The sequence below is a fragment of the Propionispira arboris genome (genome assembly GCF_900109225.1).
In the GTDB taxonomy this organism is placed as follows: Bacteria; Bacillota; Negativicutes; order Selenomonadales; family Selenomonadaceae; genus Propionispira; species Propionispira arboris.
In genome coordinates this window covers 374,394-391,678 of the sequence record NZ_FNZK01000001.1, presented here as the reverse complement: position 1 = coordinate 391,678, position 17,285 = coordinate 374,394, and the positions used below count along the sequence as shown (strand labels likewise).

General features: G+C 37.2%; 15 protein-coding genes. 2 read left to right on the top strand and 13 right to left on the bottom strand.

Annotation, left to right across the window (positions count from 1 at the left end; all coding sequences use genetic code 11):
- Positions 1 to 57: 57 nt before the first annotated feature.
- The 13 genes from BMY14_RS01745 to BMY14_RS01685 form a co-directional block, all read right to left on the bottom strand.
- Positions 58 to 1,320 (bottom strand): purple acid phosphatase family protein, encoded by a 1,263-nt coding sequence (locus BMY14_RS01745; protein WP_177177438.1) that lies wholly within the window; start codon positions 1,318 to 1,320, stop codon positions 58 to 60.
- 152 nt (positions 1,321 to 1,472) lie between these two features.
- Positions 1,473 to 2,729: an NAD(P)/FAD-dependent oxidoreductase gene (locus BMY14_RS01740; RefSeq protein WP_091828648.1), complete on the bottom strand. Its 1,257-nt coding sequence runs from the start codon at positions 2,727 to 2,729 to the stop codon at positions 1,473 to 1,475.
- 502 nt (positions 2,730 to 3,231) lie between these two features.
- A complete protein-coding gene (locus tag BMY14_RS01735) occupies positions 3,232 to 4,578 on the bottom strand; it encodes an MATE family efflux transporter (RefSeq protein ID WP_091828647.1) in 1,347 nt (448 codons plus the stop codon).
- A gap of 119 nt (positions 4,579 to 4,697) precedes the next feature.
- Positions 4,698 to 5,930, bottom strand: coding sequence for an SEC-C metal-binding domain-containing protein (locus BMY14_RS20975; protein ID WP_091828645.1), 1,233 nt, complete (start codon positions 5,928 to 5,930; stop codon positions 4,698 to 4,700).
- 143 nt (positions 5,931 to 6,073) lie between these two features.
- Positions 6,074 to 7,159, bottom strand: coding sequence for an N-acetylmuramoyl-L-alanine amidase (locus tag BMY14_RS01725; RefSeq protein WP_091828644.1), 1,086 nt, complete (start codon positions 7,157 to 7,159; stop codon positions 6,074 to 6,076).
- Positions 7,160 to 7,324: 165 nt separating this feature from the next.
- Entirely contained in the window at positions 7,325 to 8,245 is a 921-nt protein-coding gene (gene rbsK / locus BMY14_RS01720; protein WP_091828643.1) for a ribokinase, read from the bottom strand.
- A 13-nt stretch (positions 8,246 to 8,258) separates the two neighbouring features.
- Positions 8,259 to 9,281, bottom strand: a complete 1,023-nt coding sequence (locus BMY14_RS01715) for an aldose 1-epimerase family protein (RefSeq protein WP_091828642.1) — start codon at positions 9,279 to 9,281, stop codon at positions 8,259 to 8,261.
- 25 nt (positions 9,282 to 9,306) lie between these two features.
- Positions 9,307 to 10,617 carry an L-fucose:H+ symporter permease gene (gene fucP / locus BMY14_RS01710; protein WP_091828707.1) on the bottom strand — a complete coding sequence of 437 codons (1,311 nt, stop codon included), beginning with the start codon at positions 10,615 to 10,617 and terminating at the stop codon, positions 9,307 to 9,309.
- A gap of 154 nt (positions 10,618 to 10,771) precedes the next feature.
- Complete coding sequence (deoC, locus tag BMY14_RS01705; protein WP_091828641.1) at positions 10,772 to 11,416, bottom strand: deoxyribose-phosphate aldolase; 645 nt, start codon at positions 11,414 to 11,416, stop codon at positions 10,772 to 10,774.
- Positions 11,417 to 11,626: 210 nt separating this feature from the next.
- Positions 11,627 to 12,559 carry a DNA-binding transcriptional repressor DeoR gene (locus BMY14_RS01700; protein WP_091828635.1) on the bottom strand — a complete coding sequence of 311 codons (933 nt, stop codon included), beginning with the start codon at positions 12,557 to 12,559 and terminating at the stop codon, positions 11,627 to 11,629.
- Between the two features lie 218 nt (positions 12,560 to 12,777).
- The gene (locus BMY14_RS01695; RefSeq protein ID WP_019552070.1) at positions 12,778 to 13,542 is read right to left on the bottom strand and encodes an amino acid ABC transporter ATP-binding protein; all 765 of its coding nucleotides are present in this window, start codon (positions 13,540 to 13,542) and stop codon (positions 12,778 to 12,780) included.
- Between the two features lie 12 nt (positions 13,543 to 13,554).
- Positions 13,555 to 14,199 carry an amino acid ABC transporter permease gene (locus BMY14_RS01690; RefSeq protein ID WP_019552069.1) on the bottom strand — a complete coding sequence of 215 codons (645 nt, stop codon included), beginning with the start codon at positions 14,197 to 14,199 and terminating at the stop codon, positions 13,555 to 13,557.
- Between the two features lie 185 nt (positions 14,200 to 14,384).
- On the bottom strand, positions 14,385 to 15,170 hold the full coding sequence (locus BMY14_RS01685; protein WP_091828706.1) for an amino acid ABC transporter substrate-binding protein: 786 nt from the start codon (positions 15,168 to 15,170) through the stop codon (positions 14,385 to 14,387).
- A gap of 188 nt (positions 15,171 to 15,358) precedes the next feature.
- Between BMY14_RS01685 and BMY14_RS01680 the strand changes: the two genes are divergently transcribed.
- The gene (locus BMY14_RS01680) at positions 15,359 to 15,931 is read left to right on the top strand and encodes a hypothetical protein (RefSeq protein ID WP_177177437.1); all 573 of its coding nucleotides are present in this window, start codon (positions 15,359 to 15,361) and stop codon (positions 15,929 to 15,931) included.
- A 202-nt stretch (positions 15,932 to 16,133) separates the two neighbouring features.
- A complete protein-coding gene (locus BMY14_RS01675; RefSeq protein WP_091828630.1) occupies positions 16,134 to 17,198 on the top strand; it encodes an HD-GYP domain-containing protein in 1,065 nt (354 codons plus the stop codon).
- Positions 17,199 to 17,285 lie beyond the last annotated feature (87 nt).

The window sequence follows — 17,285 nt, the reverse complement described above, 5'->3', positions numbered from 1 at the left end:
ATTAATATCCTGCCTAAAAACATAAGTCTTGCTAAGCCTCGCCAAAAAGTTTTAGTTTTATTTTACCAAATTCCAGCTATCAATTAATGTTCCATCTTGTTGATACACGTTCACAGTAAACGTATTGCCATTAACTTTTACTACATTGAAAGTCGGCTGTGCCGGGTCCAGATAAACAGCATCCCAATCTTTTGCCTCCATAGTATTATAAGATTTTGTCCCACTGCGTCCAGCTGTCATATAAACCGTTCCAGGAGCTTGTACCATACCAGCTTTTAATCCCAGTGTATGTTTATTCACATGATCATGACCGGAAAAAACGACATCTACACCATACTGATCAAAAATTGGTACAAAGGCTGTCGTTTTCGGATCAGGCAGTGACTCTGCCTGGCGATTGTGATATGCCGGGCGATGAATAAAAACAAATTTCCACAGCTTATCTGTTGCAGCCAGATCTTTAGCCAGCCAAGCCTGCTGTCGTTCTAATGAATCTGGTAAAAACTTACGTTCCTCACCGATTTGGCTATCTAATATAACAAAATGTGCATTTCCATAATCAAAAGAATAGACTTGTCCCTTTAATCCTTCCGGCCCATTTTGCCCGACCTTGAATTGCTGCGTAAAATAAATTGGTAAAGAAAATTTTTTTTCAGGAATCAGTGTATATGTTTCATGATTCCCTACAACCGGAACGACAGGAATTTGATTTGAATATCCTGAAATCGCAGCAAACCACGACTTCCATTGTGTATATTGTTGACCATTATCGACTAAATCACCTACATTGATAAAAAATTTAGCATCCGATGTTTGCAATACTGCCTGTCCAAATGTTTTGCTCCATTCATTATAATCACTGCTTTGTGAATCACCAAATAATAAAAAAGTAAAAACATTCGTCATAGCAGTTTCTGTTTGAAAACTGCCTTCTTTATTCCAATTATCGCCATCACCTATATGATAAACATATTTATGACCCGGAATGAGATTGTCCAGCGTTACACTATGAATATAATGCAAGCCCTCATCTGTATAAAAAGGCTCCACTGTCCCCCGCACTTTATGCAGCATACTGGTTGTCTCTAAAACATCTTTATATTCTAAAAATTGCTTGTCATCCACAGTTTCTGTCTGCCATGTAATCGTCTGTGTAGTCATCGGATCCTGACTCCACGTTAAATGCAAAGCTTCCACCGCCTCAGACTCTGCTCCCTCGGCTAAATTACAGGAAAAAAGTAAAACCAAACTCAAAATCAACCACCAGGAAATATTGATTTTTCTCATTTGATTACATTTTGCAAAGAACCGAAACATCATATACCTTTGCAACTCCCTTACATTCAAAATTTTTGATATGTTTATTTCCTTCATTATACACTATCTGAATCGTTCAACTTATATATGCACACAAAAAAAGAACTGCACTCCATTTTGGAATTTACAGTTCTCTCTGTCAACCCTATATAAGTTTAATGTGCTGTAATAATTCTTCCCAAACGAGTCCCTGAGAAGAAATTCCACATCCATTTCAAAACAACCGTAACATTCGCATGAGTTCCTGCTAAACGCATTAAATGAACGACCATCCAAGCAGCCCAGGCAATAAACCCCTTGCTCTTCATAATTCCTTTAAACATTACAGCATCGCCAGCACCAATTGTCGCCATACTGCCGACATCATGATATTCAAAATACTCGAGATCTTTCCCTTCAATCGAGTTCAAAATATTGTTAACACAAACAACAGCCTGCTGTGTTGCTACTGGTGCAATCGTTGCCAATGGTCTTTCTCCCTGCATGAAATGAGCATTATCACCAATTGCATAAACTTCAGGATGATTTGGCACCTGTAATGTTTTTTCCACAATTACACGGCCAGCACGATCCATTGCAGCACCTAATTTAGCCATAACCGGAACAGCTTTCACGCCCGCCGCCCAAATAACAGTTTCCGTCGGTACGACCTCACCATCTTTAAAGGTGATTTTTTCACCATCATAATCCATGACCTGCGTATTTAAACGAACATCTACTTTTTTACTGCGCAGTACATTTACTGTTTCATCACGCAAATCTTCTGGCATCATTGGGAGAACCCGATCCGTTGCTTCAATTAATTTAATATCGACATCTGAAAAATCAAGTTTATGATATTCCTGCTTGAGCACAGAATAAATGAGTTCTGAAAGGGCACCCGATTCTTCAACACCTGTCGGACCGCCACCTACACAAACAAAAGTCAACAATGCCTTGCGTTTTGCCGCATCGGTTTCTTTATCGGCTCTTTCAAATAATTGTAAAATATGATTTCGAATTACAACCGATTCATCTAAGGTTTTCATTGCAAAAGAATTTTTTTCTACGGACTCCATGCCAAAATAATTCGTTGTTGCGCCTGCAGCCACCACCAAATAATCATAGCTTACCGACCCTTGATCGGTAATAACCTTTTTCTGTTCAAGGTCAAAATTCGTAACTTCCCCCAAGAAAAAATCAACATTTTTATTCTTACGAAAAAAAGCTCGAACCGGGTAAGCGATTTCTGCTTCGGCTAATACCGCTGTAGATACTTGATATAAAAGTGGCTGAAATAAATGATAATTATTGCGGTCAATTAAAGTAACATCCACATTCTTATTCGTAAAAGATTTAGCTACCTTAACACCACCAAATCCTGCTCCAATAACAACTACATGAGGTCTTTTTTCACTCTTTACATTTTTCATCTTAACTCTCCCTCTCCCCTGGATGTACCTTATAATACATCAACACAACATTCCATAATATGTGAACTAATTCACGTTTCTATCTAAACTTAGAACAATCAAATTGCCTCTAAGTATAACTTTCACCTCTAATATTATATAAGTCTTGAATTTAACTAAATTTTCGATAAATTAAAAAAACTATTCATTATAAATATATACTATCATTTTCCCCTTATTTCTTTTTTCAAGACTGTTTAAGTGATTCATTTCACATATATTAAGTTACTACTTTCACGTTCATTTGTCAAGTGAATTTTTTATCAATCTAAAAAAAAAACTACATATTGTTACAATATATAGTCCGTTAACTTGCAAAGGAAAATATAAGTCAATCACCATCTCGTGTAGACGCACTTACATTCTTTTAAGCAGGTCTGTTGTTTTTTATTTGCCATCCGTATAACGATTCAATTACACTTAGCAATACCTAAAAACACTATAGTGAAAACTTTTTCCCATTCTAACCAGCCAGTTTTCTTTGCACCAAACGAAGCCTAAAGCCTAATAATACAGCTCCCACTGCAATTCCAATTATAAGTCCCATCCAATAGCCGTATGGACCATATGAAAAATAATTTGCTAAAATATAACCAGCAGGCAGGCCAATAACCCAATATGATAAAACCGCTAAGAAAAACGTGATTTTTACATCTTTATAACCACGCAGCGTTCCTTGTATCGGTGCGCTCACTCCATCTGAAACTTGCAAAAAAATAGCATAAACTATAAAACTTTGTACGAGCTGATTCACAACTTCATCATTTGTATAAAGCATTGCAATCGCTCCCTTAAACTGAATTAAAACAATTGCCAGCGTGGATGCCACAAGCATCGACAATCCCACCCCCATATAACTGTATTTTTTGGCATCCTTAAGGCGCTTCGCCCCGATTTCAAAACCAACCAGAATGGTCAATGTCATACTGATGCTAAGCGGAATCATATATACCATCGTTGTAAAATTCAGTGCCGCCTGATGCGCTGCAATAACACCTGTACCATAAACCGTCATAAAAATTCCGACTGCACCAAAAATACTCTGTTCGCAAAACATCGCACTGCCAATCGGCAGGCCAATACATAATTGTCTCTTCCACTGGTTCAACGATGGTTTACAAAATCGAGAAAATATATGATATTCTTTAAATGGACTGAGTCTACGCACCACTAAAACATTAAGTCCAAGAACTACATAAAATGTAATTGACGTTCCAACCCCTGCACCAATTCCACCAAGCTCCGGAAAGCCAAATTTGCCAAACATAAATAAATAATTCATAAAAATATTACATGGTACTGCACAAATTGTTATGAGCATCGTAAAACGTGTATACCCAAAAGCATCCATGAAGTTACGAAAAACACCCGCAGCAAAAATAGGACAAACACCAAACGCCATCGCCGTCAAATACATTTTCGCTATATAATCAACCCTTGGTTCCAAATTCAAAAGTTCAAAAACAGGCTGTATAAAAGCAGCTGCCAGCAAAATCAAAACAATCCCAATAATTACGGATAAATACAGTCCCTGAATAATGACAAATGGAATTTCTTCTTTCTTTCTTGCACCATACAACTGAGAAATAATGGGGGTTAATCCCGAAATCACTCCCAGGATACTGCCAAATACAGGCATAAACAAATTTGCCCCCACTGCTACCCCTGCTAAATCCTGTTCGCTCACGTGTCCTGCCATAACCGTATCAAAAAAGCCAGTGGATATTAATGATATTTGTGTGATGAAAATTGGCAGCAGCACAATAAAAAATTGCTTTATTTTTTCCAACGAAGAATGTGTCTGTTTCATAAAATCTATAAATTTCCTTTCTTTAACAACATTATATACCAATAGCTTAAAATATAATTTGTTCAAACCCGAATAAAGAAAGAGACTGCTTTTATACAGTCCCTTGTTTAGAATAATTTCTATATTTCTTTATTTAAACAACACTTTTTATATTTCTTTCCACTGCCGCAGGGACAAAGATCATTTCTCCCTACGACTGAGCTGCGCGGCACAAATTTCACTACATTATTCGGCAGTTGCTTGGCAACAACAGGTGCTGCGGTTTTTTTTTCTACGGCAAGTTCACTCGAAACATGTCCTTTCAACAGCCACTGACGAGATGAACTATTGAAATCCAGTAAAAGCTTTAATAGAACCTCTGCCATCTTTTTATCTTCCATCGTTATAACGGACTCAATATACTCAATCATCTCACCGATTTTTCCACCATTTTGCAAAATAATATAAATTTCGCCAACAACATCGGCGGCTTCTAAAACTGGTAAGGAATGTACCGTCATAAAAAACTGTGCTAAAGCTTTGTATTGATCCGTAGCTTCAATATAATTCATTTCACCGGCTTCATAAACCTGTGTGTAAGACAACTCCACAAAATCAATATCCTTGCGCATAATCTGCTCACTTGCCAACTTTTCAGGATCCATAACTGTATAATAATGCATTCCTGCTTCAACGTTAATGACATTTCCCTGCCAGCAGCCTGCATTGATCATTACCCCCATAAAATCGACAAATTCGAGGTGATCTTCTTTATCCATAAGAGCCATAACTTTATCATAAAGCTGCTCATACGTTAAATAACCATAATAAAATAAATAACCTGTTGCTAATCGTGAAACTTCATCATTAAGCGAAACTGCTTTCTTATATTCTGCATTATCTAATTTTGTATAAACAGACAATAATTCATCCGGCAGATACCATGCTTGTTTACCCTCACGTTCGCCATTGAAGATGATTCCTAAACAGCGCATATAATCCATACGAATATCATTTTCATCAATATTCGTAGCAAGTCCATAATTTTTACTCAAATTCGTCAAAATATTATATTGTTCGATTCCAATCGTAACAAACCACTTATGCGAAAACTCTTCAATCACAGGAGCCAAAGCTTTGGTAAGTTCATCTTTTTTTAAAGAACTGATACCCTGCACACATAAATTATAACGAATATCATCGAGTTCAGCCTTCGTCATCGTTGCCAAAGCATCAACCAGCCTGCGGTTTTGGGGAATCTGGTGACGCAAAATTGCTTTACGACGCTTTTCCAGCTGCCCTTTCCATTCATGATTCATTTGTTGATTGAGTTGATCTCTTTCATTCATTTTACCATCATTCATCTTCTGCATACCTCACAATTTTACAAAACAAAGCCTTATTTGTGCATATTGCGACAAATAAGGCTCTTACTCATCAAAGTATATCTTTTCTTATTTTAATACGAAGTGTCCTCAATCGTCAAGGTCTTCATCCTATACTTTTTAATTATGATTCATTGAAAATAACGACGAATTCCATTATAAATTCCCTGTGCCGCTTTTTTGGTACCATCTGTAGAAGTTAGCAGCTGGCCTTCCCCCGGGTTTGATACAAAAGCAACCTCTGCCAGAGCCGCAGGCATAGTTGTATGTTTGACGACATAAAAATTGCAAGTTTTCGTTCCACGATCCTCCGTACCAAGCTGTTCAATAATTCCGGATCTGACAAGATTCGCCAAGCGCTGACTCGCTGGCGTGCCTTTTGCGTAATAATACGTTGATGTTCCTTTTGCATCACTACTAGAAAAAGAATCCATATGTATACTCAAAAACAGATCCGCCCTGGCCCGATTCGCTACATCGACTCGTGCCTGCAATTCTTCCACCGCCTCTGCCGATGGACGAGCTACATCAACATCACTCGTCCGTGTCATAATAACTTTGGCTCCAGCATCCGTGAGTAGCCCCTGCAACTGTTTCGAAATGGCTAAAGTTATATCTTTCTCCATAATACCTTTGGTACCAACCGCCCCTGAATCACTGCCCCCATGTCCAGGATCAATAACAATCGTCTTGCCTCTTATTCCCGGCATTGCATTAGGTATAGCTACCGTTGGAACTACCAGTGTTGATGGAGATTCTTCGACCACTGCGGGTAAATTTTTCTGTTCATCACCAAAATCAAACACAATTCGATAAATAGATGTATTTGCATTTGCTGGTAGAGAAAAAATCTCATAGCCATTTTGGCTAACATTTGTCTCAATAACAACTCGCACTGTATCTGCATCAAACTGTCGCACCCGAACCTTACCCACACAGGAACTATCAACCAGTGTTTCTTTGATAATATCGGGACTAAGCCAGGCTCCTTTGATATCAATCGCCACCCGATTTGGATTCGAAAGAACAAATGTTTTATAAGAAACCGGCTTTGATGCGTCTAAGACAATGCGAACTTTTTCATCCGCCGTACTGATACGAATTTGTTCAATTTTCGACATCGTATTCACTCGATCACCAAAACTCGCCGCCTGACCGATCACCGGGAATACAATGAAAATCAACAAACTAAAAAAAACAAATATATTTCTTTGCATAATATCCTCCATGCATTTCAGGTATCGCATCATATTTCTTTATATTATTATCACCGCTGCAGAAAAAAAATGCAAGTCCCAAGCAACTAATGAGCGAAAATTGATCTAAAAAGAATGCCGTCATAGAGCAATGACTCCACAACGGCATTCTTTTATATCTCTAATTTACTGGTGACGTCCCCAAAACTCTTCCATCTCTTGACGCGTTGGATAAGAAATTTGAGTACCACGTTTCATAACACTAAGTGCCGAAAAAGCACTCGCTTTTCGGATAGATTCCATTACATCTTTGGTCTTTACATAATGGTCAGCAAAACAGCCAATAAAAGCATCCCCAGCTCCAGTTGTATCGACTGCATTCACTGTGTAGGCAGGTATACACTCTGTCTGCTCTTTCGTCATCCACATAGCCCCACGCTGTCCCATCGTAACAATTACGTTTTTCAATCCCTGCTCTAACAAAACATTGGCTGCTTGTTGAATTTCTGCTTCTGTTTTGACCGGCATTCCTGTAAGAATAGCCAATTCCGTTTCATTTGGTACAAAAAAATCACATTTGCAAGCCATGGCAATATTGAGATCTTTTGTCGCTGGTGCCGGATTTAAAAGAACCGGAATCTGATAGGTATTCGCGAATTGAATCGCATAATATACTGTTTCCAAATTGATTTCTAACTGTAAAACAAATAAAGAACACTCTTTCAATGAATCTGCTGCCTTATCTATATCTGCTGGCAGCAAACATTTATTAGCACCTTTTATAATAAGAATACTATTTTGTGAAGATTTATCAACAAAAATTGGTGCTACTCCACTAGACATATGTGAAACTTTTTCCACAAACGTCGTATCCACTTTATATTTTTTAAAATTTTGAATTGTATTGTCACCAAACATATCAGCACCGACTTTCGTCAGCATAAGAACATCCGCACCAAGAGTAGCTGCTGCGACCGCTTGATTTGCCCCTTTGCCGCCACAACCGATTGAAAAATCCGGAGCTTCCAAGGTCTCTCCTGGTGCTGGCATTTTGTCAATATATGAAATCAAATCAACCATATTGGAACCAATTACTGCTATTTTCATAAAAATACATCTCCTATTTTTTGCCAGTTATCACTGAAAATACACGCTGTTCACCCGGTTCGAGTAAAATAAGTGACTTTGCTTTTTGTGCCGCACTAAAGCCTTCGGGACGACAAGTCCCAGGCAGAACAAATGCTGCGACCTGCTGATCGCCATTATATAAAATCCATCGCGTTGCATACTTAAATTCTTGCGTTGAAAACTTCGTAAAAAAAGCATAACCTTCAGGTGAGGCAATTTCAAACTCTGCAAAATCTCCATACTGCTCGATTTTATCAGCCATAAATACAATTTCAGGATCATACATATACGGCTGATCAAGTTTGCTTAACGTCTTGCCTGCTAGCTGCATTTTTTTAATTTCTTCATTATATTCCAGCCACAATTTTGTAGGTTTGACATGAGCCGGGATGCTTTCCCGCAGTTTAAAAGCCATATCAGGCAAATTTGATGAAATTATACCATCTGCTACATAAGCATAATTCATATGACACATATATTGAAGCGGCATAGGAGCAGAAGCTAAATTTTTGACTTTCATCCCGATCTGAATATTTGCCATCTTACTTGCTAAACGAACGGATGGGCTGGCAATATAATGATGACCAAAACCCTGTGCATACTCAACATCTCCACCAATGACAATTGCATCATCTTCAATCTCAAGCCAGGCATGATCCATCGTTTCGCAAGGCATTTCGCCATGCAACGGATGCGTATCTTCAGGTGCTGGGCAGCCATTTGCCAATAAGCCCGAATGAAAAGCAAAACAGCCATACGTATCAACGATACATTGTACTGGTTTAGGCTGACGAAACATATTTTTCATTTTCAAATTGACCGCATCAAATTCCAAATCCCATATCATCTGCCCCATAAAAGGAAGCACGGTTACCTTGCCACGCGAATTTTGGATTTCAAGCCCCTCAATATTTGATTCATACTTAAAAAGAGTTACCGTAAATTCATTATTTTTCAAAATAACAAATGGTTTTTCTGAAAAAAAGCTGCGTTCCAAATTTATTTTATAGTTCATAATAAATCCTCCTTAAATTTGACTCTTATCTTGCTTTTTCAATTTTCACTTCATCATAGAAATATTTACCAACTGCTAAGAAACAGAAAAAATTAACCATAAAGGAAAGCTGCATAGATCCTGTCAAATCAGAAACAAGCCCTTGAATTGCTGGAATACATGCACCACCAATAATTGACATTACAATCATTGCTCCGGCAGTTTCCGTATATTGTTCATCCACTGATTCCAATGTTTTTGCATAAATAGTTGCCCAGCAAGGACCAAACAAAATACTGACAGCAACCGCTAGATACACAGCACTGATATCAGGAACAAACGAAATATAAAGTAATAGCAGACTACCAATTACGGAGTAAAAGAATAATACTTTGTTTGGTGAAAACTTTGCCATTAAGAAATTTGCCACAAATTTCCCAACAAAGAAACAAATAAAGCTATAAATCATAAAGTTTGCTGCCAAACGTTCATTGATATTCGGATCAATCGTAAGCGCAAGCCGAATCGTAAACGACCAAACCGCTACTTGCATCCCAACATATAAAAACTGCGTAAGAATGCCTTTTTTAAAATGCAGATTTCCTGCCAAATAAGACAAGGTTTCACTAAACCCTGGAGTCTTGATAGCAGACTCTTCTGAATTTTCTTGCGCTGCAACTTTACATTTTGGAAACTTTGTAATCGCAAATAAGATAAACACCGCTGCTAATACATAAATGATCATATGATACGGTTCTAATGTATGCTGCAGCATCTCAAGCTTAAATGCTTTAGCCTCTTCGATTGTCATTTGGGCTAACTGCGAAGCTAAGCTTCCACCATCTTGAAAGACTAAATATTTACCTAAAAGAATACCTGACATAGCGCCAATCGGATAAAATGTCTGGCTGATATTCAACCGCAGCGTCGCATGTTTACGAGGACCAAGCATCGTACTATAGGTATTTGCTGCGGTTTCTAAAAAGCCTAACCCAATGGCAATAGAAAAGATTGCAAGCAAAAACATATTATAAGTTGCCATATGAGATGCCGGGAAAAATAGAGAACAACCCACTATGTAGAATAAGAGGCCCGCTAAAATAGCTGTTTTGTAAGTTGTTTTGCGGATAACCATAGATGCTGGAATAGAAATTAAAAAATAACCGCCGTAAAAGGCACTTTGCACCAAGGCACTGGCAAAATCACTTAACGTAAATACACTTTTAAATTGTGTAATTAAAATGTCATTTAAGCTGGCAGCTGCTCCCCATAAAGGAAAAAGACACGATAATAAAATAAATTGCATAATTGGCGTTCGGCTCAAATAGCCATCAGAATATTGTTCGATAACTCCCATAGCAGACTTTGTCTCTTCACGCACAAGTTCACCAGGCAAATCCGCTTTCTCTATTTTTTCCATAATACTACCTCCTATATTTTTGATTATTTTTAATATTTAATTTATTTTTTATAGTACATACATAAAGATGACGTATGTACTATAATTTTTATTATCCCTTTACAATTTCAATGCCATGACTTGTGCCAATTCGAGTTGCTCCAGCATGAACCATCGCAGCTGCATCTTTTTCTGAACCAATACCGCCAGAAGCCTTGACGCCAAAGCGACTGCCAACTGTTTGGCGCATTAAAGCAACATCATGTACTGTCGCACCACCAGTAGAAAAACCAGTCGAAGTCTTAACAAAATCAGCCCCTGCTTTAACAGCAAGTTTACAAACTCTTACTTTTTCCTCATCCGTAAGCAAACAAGTTTCAATGATAACTTTTGTCAATGCTTTTCCTTTCGCAGCATTCACAACACCACGAATATCATTTTCTACCGCAGCATCTTCGCCACTTTTTAACAAACCAACTGGAATAACCATGTCTACTTCCGTTGCCCCATTTTCGATTGCATTTTTGGTTTCAAATATTTTCACGGCTGTTGGAGTAGCACCTTGAGGAAATCCAATAACTGTACAAACGGCAACTTCTGTACCTGACAATTGTTCAGCTGCATATTTTACCCACAAAGGGCTAACACAAACAGAAGCAAATTTATACTGCTTGGCTTCTTGGCATAATTTCGTCAACTCTGCTTTCTGTGCATCTGTTTTCAATAAAGTATGATCAATAATACTGGCATAATCCATAATTTTTTCCTCCATATGTTTTAATTAAATTGTCTAATTATTCTTAGAATCTGACATGTCATTTCATGTTTTAAGAATAGCACCTCTGTGAACATTTGTAAATAGTATTTTGAGAAAATGTTCATAGAGTGTTAATTTTTTAATATTTAATTTTCAAGCAGAAAAACAGGCTGTCTATTTAAAATAAACAACCTGTTTTAGAAAATCAAATCAAAGCAATGCACGACCTGTATATTGATCCGTAATCAATACATTCGCATACTTACCAGCTAATGCTGCCTTAATTCCTTCAATTTTTCGTTCTCCACCAGCAACCAAGATACTTCTTTCTTTTTTTCTCAGTTCTTCTAATTTTATACCAACGGTACGGTCATCCAATTCTTGATTGCAAATTGTTCCTTTTGCATCAAAAAAACGTGAACAAATGTCACCGATTCCCGTTCGCTGAATTTTTATTTTATCTGCCGGACTTATATAACCTAAGCGAAACAATAACGCATCATCTTTTACTGAACCAACTGTAAACATAGCAATATTAGCCTGTTTGCCTAATTCCATAATTCGATTCATATGGCGATCCTGATCTACCATTTCCTTGATTTCTTTCGATTCAAAAATAACTGGAAGCGGCAGATACCTGGCAATTGTTGAAAAGGCATTCGCAAAGCGTTCTACGATTTCATCGGCATAGGTATTGCTTTTAGAATGTGTCACCCCTCCCTTAAGCTGAACAATCTGTGCACCCTTCAATGGTTTTGTTTTTAGCTGGCAGGCAACTTTGTACATTGTCGTCCCCCAGCTAATTCCAATGATATCACCATCTTTCGTTATATCATTTAGATACTCAGCACCTTTTACTCCCAACTGCTTCTTTATTTCTTCCGATGCATTCAATGGCGAATAAGCGATCCGTACTTCTTGCAGACCATATTTTTCTATTAGGTGTTCTTCCAGATCGCTCATATCATCAATCGGATCCGCAATTTGGATCTTCACATACCCTTGTTCTTTTGCATACTGCAAAAGTCTGGAGACTGTAGGACGTGAAATACCTAACTGTGTAGCAATCTGCTGCTGGCTATAATCAGATTTATAATATAAGCGTGCTACATCAATACACAACCGCTGCTTATCTTGCTCCATAAATACGTTTTCCTCCTAAATACAACCTATCAATTCTATATATATATAAACATTCGCCATAAAAATCGAATCTTCCTGCACATTTGTTCATGATAAAAATAGCATCGAATCATAATCATGTTTATTTATTGTACTATCGTAAGTTGCATTAAATATTCTATATGTCAATCGTCAGAAATGTGGTATAGGGAAAAGAAAAAGTCCCCGATGGGACTTTTTTATAACATGTTTTGTAAAAATGACTTGGTACGCAGTTCTTGCGGATTAGCAAAAAGCGACTGCGGATTACCTTGTTCGACAATCTCACCGTCTGCCATAAATATGACTTTGTTGGCAACTTCTCTGGCAAAAGCCATTTCATGAGTTACAACAATCATCGTCATATGCTCTTCGGCTAATTGGCGCATAGTTTTTAATACTTCACCTGTCAGCTCTGGATCAAGGGCTGATGTAGGTTCATCAAAAAGCATGATATCCGGCTTCATAGTCAGTGCTCTTGCAATCGCTACACGCTGTTTTTGTCCACCTGACAGTCGTGAAGGATACACATCTCTTTTATCCAAAAGGCCTACTTTCGCCAAAAGCTGTTCCGCTACCGGAATAATATCTCCCGACTTCATATTTTTAACCAGAATTGGAGCTTCAATCAAATTTTCCAACACTGTCATATGCGGAAATAAATTGAACTGCTGAAAAACCATTCCCATTTTCCCTAAGATCATTTTAGCCGTTACTGCATCCGTATAGGTAGTAATACTATTTTTTTCTTGAACTAAAAACTCACCTTCGACTTCAATCGTGCCCTTTTCAATCGTTTCCAGACGATTTAAACACCGCAGCAACGTCGATTTTCCAGATCCGCTTGGTCCAATAATAGCCAAAACTTCGCCCCGTTTAACTTCAAGATCAATCCCTTTCAATACTTCCAGCTGATTGAATTTTTTATAAATCTGATTCATACGAATCATTACATCATCACTCATCGTAAATCTCTCCTACTCATCATATTTGGCATAACGCGCTTCTAATGTATTAAACAGCCACGTTAAAACAAATGTCATCGCTAAATAAAATACCCCGGCAATAACAAATGGTGTCATATCGAATTCACGCTGCACAATCGTCCGAGCTACACGCAAAAGATCATTCATTGCCAAAATATAGATAAGAGAAGTATCTTTGACCAAGTTAATGGTTTCATTGCTGATTGGCGGTAAAACTCGTTTTAACATCTGCGGAATAATAATGCGTCGCATGGTTTGTATATACGTCATTCCCAAAGTTTTTGCCGCTTCATATTGACCGCGTTCAATGGATTGAATACCCGAGCGAAAAATCTCGGCAAAATACGCAGCATAATTTAATGTAAAAGCCAATAAAGCGGCTGCTAAATCAGGCAGCAAAATCCCCACCATTGGCAAAGCAAAATAAACAAATAAAAGCTGTAACATAAGCGGTGTACCACGCATCAGCCAAATATAAACCTCCATCGCAAATCTCAAAGGACGAATCCCAGATATGCGTGCCAAGGCTACCAAAAGCCCCAATGGCAGTGATAGTGCCAGCGTAATAAAAAAGATCTGTAACGTTATACCGCTGCCATCTAGCATAGGCATAACCATTCCTATAATTTTCTCCATAAATCCCTCTCCTAAACCTGCTCTTACTAAAAATACACGAAACTGATTATATTAGTGTAGCAAGTACACCTGTATTCTGCAATACATTTATAAAAACTCAATATTATATACATTCTATTTGTGATCACAACAAAGGATAAGACCGATTTTTCACCCTCAGCCTTATCCTTCATAGAAACATACGTTTATTTTATAATATTTTTGCCAAACCATTTTTCCGATATTTTTCCGCTTGTTCCATCAGTTTTCATGTCATCCATTACTTTTTGTACTTCATCGCGAAGTGCCTGATCGTCTTTACGGAAACCAATGCCAAATGAACTAACCGGTCCAACGGGTGCTTCTAAAGCAATAAACTTATCCGGGTGTTTACTCATATAATAACGGCCGGTAATTTCATCAGCAATAATCGCTTCCAGACGACCATTTTCCAAATCCATGAAAGCTGAAATATAATCGGAATATTTTTTCACTTCTTTCATACTGGATTTAAAAGTATCATTACCATCGATATATTCTTCGGCAGAACTGCCGCTTTGTGTACCAACAACTTTACCCTTTAAATCAGCATCGCCCTTAATAACCGACCCCACTGGAATGAAAATAAGCTGTTTGTTATCCATATATGGATCACTGAATAAAATGTTTTCTTTACGCTTATCAGTAATATCCAAACCATTCCATAAAACATCAATACGTCCGCTTTTAAGTTCGGCTTCTTTACTCGACCAGTCAATTGCCTTAAATTCCACTTCACGACCCAAGCGTTTTGATGCTTCTTTTGCTAAATCAATATCAAAACCAACAATTTCATTCTTATCATCTTTAAAACCCATTGGTGGATAATTATCATCCAGCCCAACAATAATCTTTTTCGCAGCACCATCTTTTTTTGCCGTATCACTGCCACAACCGGCAAAAACTACACTAAACATCAAAACCAGCAAAACAGCTGCTATGATTCTCTTCATCATAAAAAGCCTCCATCCGTCATTGTATTTCTTGAAAATATTATAAATATGATTATACTTTAGTTCGTTAAAATAGGAAACCTTTAAAATAGTGCATTTATAAATTATAAATTGATATTTAGCTTTATTTTCTCGTCAGATCACTGTTTTTCGCTTAAATGCAGACTTTTTCATAAAATGAACTTACTATGAAGAAAAACCAATTCTATTTGACTGAAAAACCAGCTACTGGTATATTTAAAGAAAGAGGTGTTTTGATGAAAAAAATTTTTATAATAACGCTATTTAGTCTTCTTCTTTTAACTAGCCCTTGTTATGCAACAATCATTAAAGGATATGACACCTTCCACGAGGGAATATCTATTGCAAGCGCTGTTAATATTGAAAATGAAAGCATCTTAAAAAAACTGTATTTTCAAAAAACAATTCAATTTGATTCTACTCTTTATGCGATATTAGCCTATAATGCAAATTTCAAAACCATTTTAACGCCAGACACAAAATTAACTTTAACCTTCAATAATACCGACGTAATCGAACTAACAACAACCGTTGTTTCCAAAAGATTGAATAACTATCCATTTGACCATTCGACGGTCAGACTCACCGAAATCCTAATTCCTCAGGAATTAGTTCCAACCATTGAAGATGCCTCCTCCATTTGTCTCAATTTTTATTTAAACGACCAAACGATTGCTGTCTATAACCTGCCTGCTTCTGCTTTAGCTGAATGGAAAAAAGTAATCCTTTTAAACAATTAAATATACCAATTCATCATTCCTTCTATGCCACAAGTCCTTTTTTCCTAGGCATATTGTTTCATATTACGTAACTTAAAACAATTTGGTAGGAAAATCTTTTCACTGTGGAGAACATAAGATATATTGACAAAATCTCGCTGCGTGAAATTTTGCATTTTTAATTTTCTTATAAAAAATTCTAGTACTTTAGAGGAGGGTCACGATGAAGAAACTCAATATTAGCAAATTACAGCCGGGAATGGTTTTGGCTCGGACAATTATCAATAGTCAACTAATTGTTGTACTCGCAGAAAATACGATGCTAACCAAAGCACATATTACCCGCTTAACATTTTTGGGTATTGATTCAGTCTTTGTTAAGGATGAATATGAACTTGATTCAACCTATCAGCATGTCGCATCTATTCTAAATCGCAGCAATGCGTTTGTGTCTGAATATGAAGAAGTCTTGCATGTCGCAAGTGAAATTTTTAATGCAGCCGCCAAAACAAAAGACATCCCCGTCGAAAAAGTTGAAAAAATGGTTAAAACATCTGTTGTTCCGCTTGTTAAAGAAAGCGGCGTCATAGATTATCTTTACAAATTAAAACATATGGATAATGAAGCCTATAACCATTCGTTACGTGTTTCAGTCTTATCAGGTGTATTAGGCAAATGGATGAATTTTTCTAAAAATAAAATTGAAGATCTTGTGCTCGCTGGGTTCTTACATGACATCGGAAAAACACAAATGGAACAACGCGTACTCGATAAGCAAATTGAAAACTTAACCGAAGAAGAATTCGATATTTATATTCAACATACTTTAAATGGCTATCATTTGCTCTCAAAAAAAGCCGAACTGTCCGAAGGAGTAAAATCGGCCGCCTTGCAGCATCATGAACGGATGGACGGATCTGGTTTTCCATTTAATGTAGCAGCAAATGATATCCATGAGTACGCCAAAATTGTTGCTGTGGCTGATTTATATGATACAATCACGACAGAACGTGAAGGATTCCTGAAGCAAACACCATTTTCTGCTATCGAAAAAATAACCAATGAAATGTTTTCCACACTAGATCCCCAAATCTGTATTCCTTTTCTAAATAATATACAACAAGTATTCATTGGTTCTCAGGTTTTATTGTCAGATCAGCGTAAAGGTAAAATCATTCAATATCCAAAAGATTTTGCCGCCTTACCGCTCATTGAAATGGAAGACGGTGAAATCCTCAATATGAATCTTCATCCTAAAATTAAGGTAATTGAATATAATCCTGAATAAAAGCATATTTAAACAAACATAGCAATTATATAGACTATTCGTCTCAAATTAGTTGTTTTCTAATGCAATTCAAAGAAAGATGGTTTA

Excerpts from the sequence above, each read along its gene's own strand:
- BMY14_RS01745 (WP_177177438.1), bottom strand. The coding sequence starts at position 1,320 with ATGATGTTTCGGTTCTTTGCAAAATGTAATCAAATGAGAAAAATCAAT.
- BMY14_RS01740 (WP_091828648.1), bottom strand. The coding sequence starts at position 2,729 with ATGAAAAATGTAAAGAGTGAAAAAAGACCTCATGTAGTTGTTATTGGA.
- BMY14_RS01735 (WP_091828647.1), bottom strand. The coding sequence starts at position 4,578 with ATGAAACAGACACATTCTTCGTTGGAAAAAATAAAGCAATTTTTTATT.
- BMY14_RS20975 (WP_091828645.1), bottom strand. The coding sequence starts at position 5,930 with ATGCAGAAGATGAATGATGGTAAAATGAATGAAAGAGATCAACTCAAT.
- BMY14_RS01725 (WP_091828644.1), bottom strand. The coding sequence starts at position 7,159 with ATGCAAAGAAATATATTTGTTTTTTTTAGTTTGTTGATTTTCATTGTA.
- rbsK (WP_091828643.1), bottom strand. The coding sequence starts at position 8,245 with ATGAAAATAGCAGTAATTGGTTCCAATATGGTTGATTTGATTTCATAT.
- BMY14_RS01715 (WP_091828642.1), bottom strand. The coding sequence starts at position 9,281 with ATGAACTATAAAATAAATTTGGAACGCAGCTTTTTTTCAGAAAAACCA.
- fucP (WP_091828707.1), bottom strand. The coding sequence starts at position 10,617 with ATGGGAGTTATCGAACAATATTCTGATGGCTATTTGAGCCGAACGCCA.
- deoC (WP_091828641.1), bottom strand. The coding sequence starts at position 11,416 with ATGGATTATGCCAGTATTATTGATCATACTTTATTGAAAACAGATGCA.
- BMY14_RS01700 (WP_091828635.1), bottom strand. The coding sequence starts at position 12,559 with ATGGAGCAAGATAAGCAGCGGTTGTGTATTGATGTAGCACGCTTATAT.
- BMY14_RS01695 (WP_019552070.1), bottom strand. The coding sequence starts at position 13,542 with ATGAGTGATGATGTAATGATTCGTATGAATCAGATTTATAAAAAATTC.
- BMY14_RS01690 (WP_019552069.1), bottom strand. The coding sequence starts at position 14,199 with ATGGAGAAAATTATAGGAATGGTTATGCCTATGCTAGATGGCAGCGGT.
- BMY14_RS01685 (WP_091828706.1), bottom strand. The coding sequence starts at position 15,170 with ATGAAGAGAATCATAGCAGCTGTTTTGCTGGTTTTGATGTTTAGTGTA.
- BMY14_RS01680 (WP_177177437.1), top strand. The coding sequence starts at position 15,359 with ATGAAGAAAAACCAATTCTATTTGACTGAAAAACCAGCTACTGGTATA.
- BMY14_RS01675 (WP_091828630.1), top strand. The coding sequence starts at position 16,134 with ATGAAGAAACTCAATATTAGCAAATTACAGCCGGGAATGGTTTTGGCT.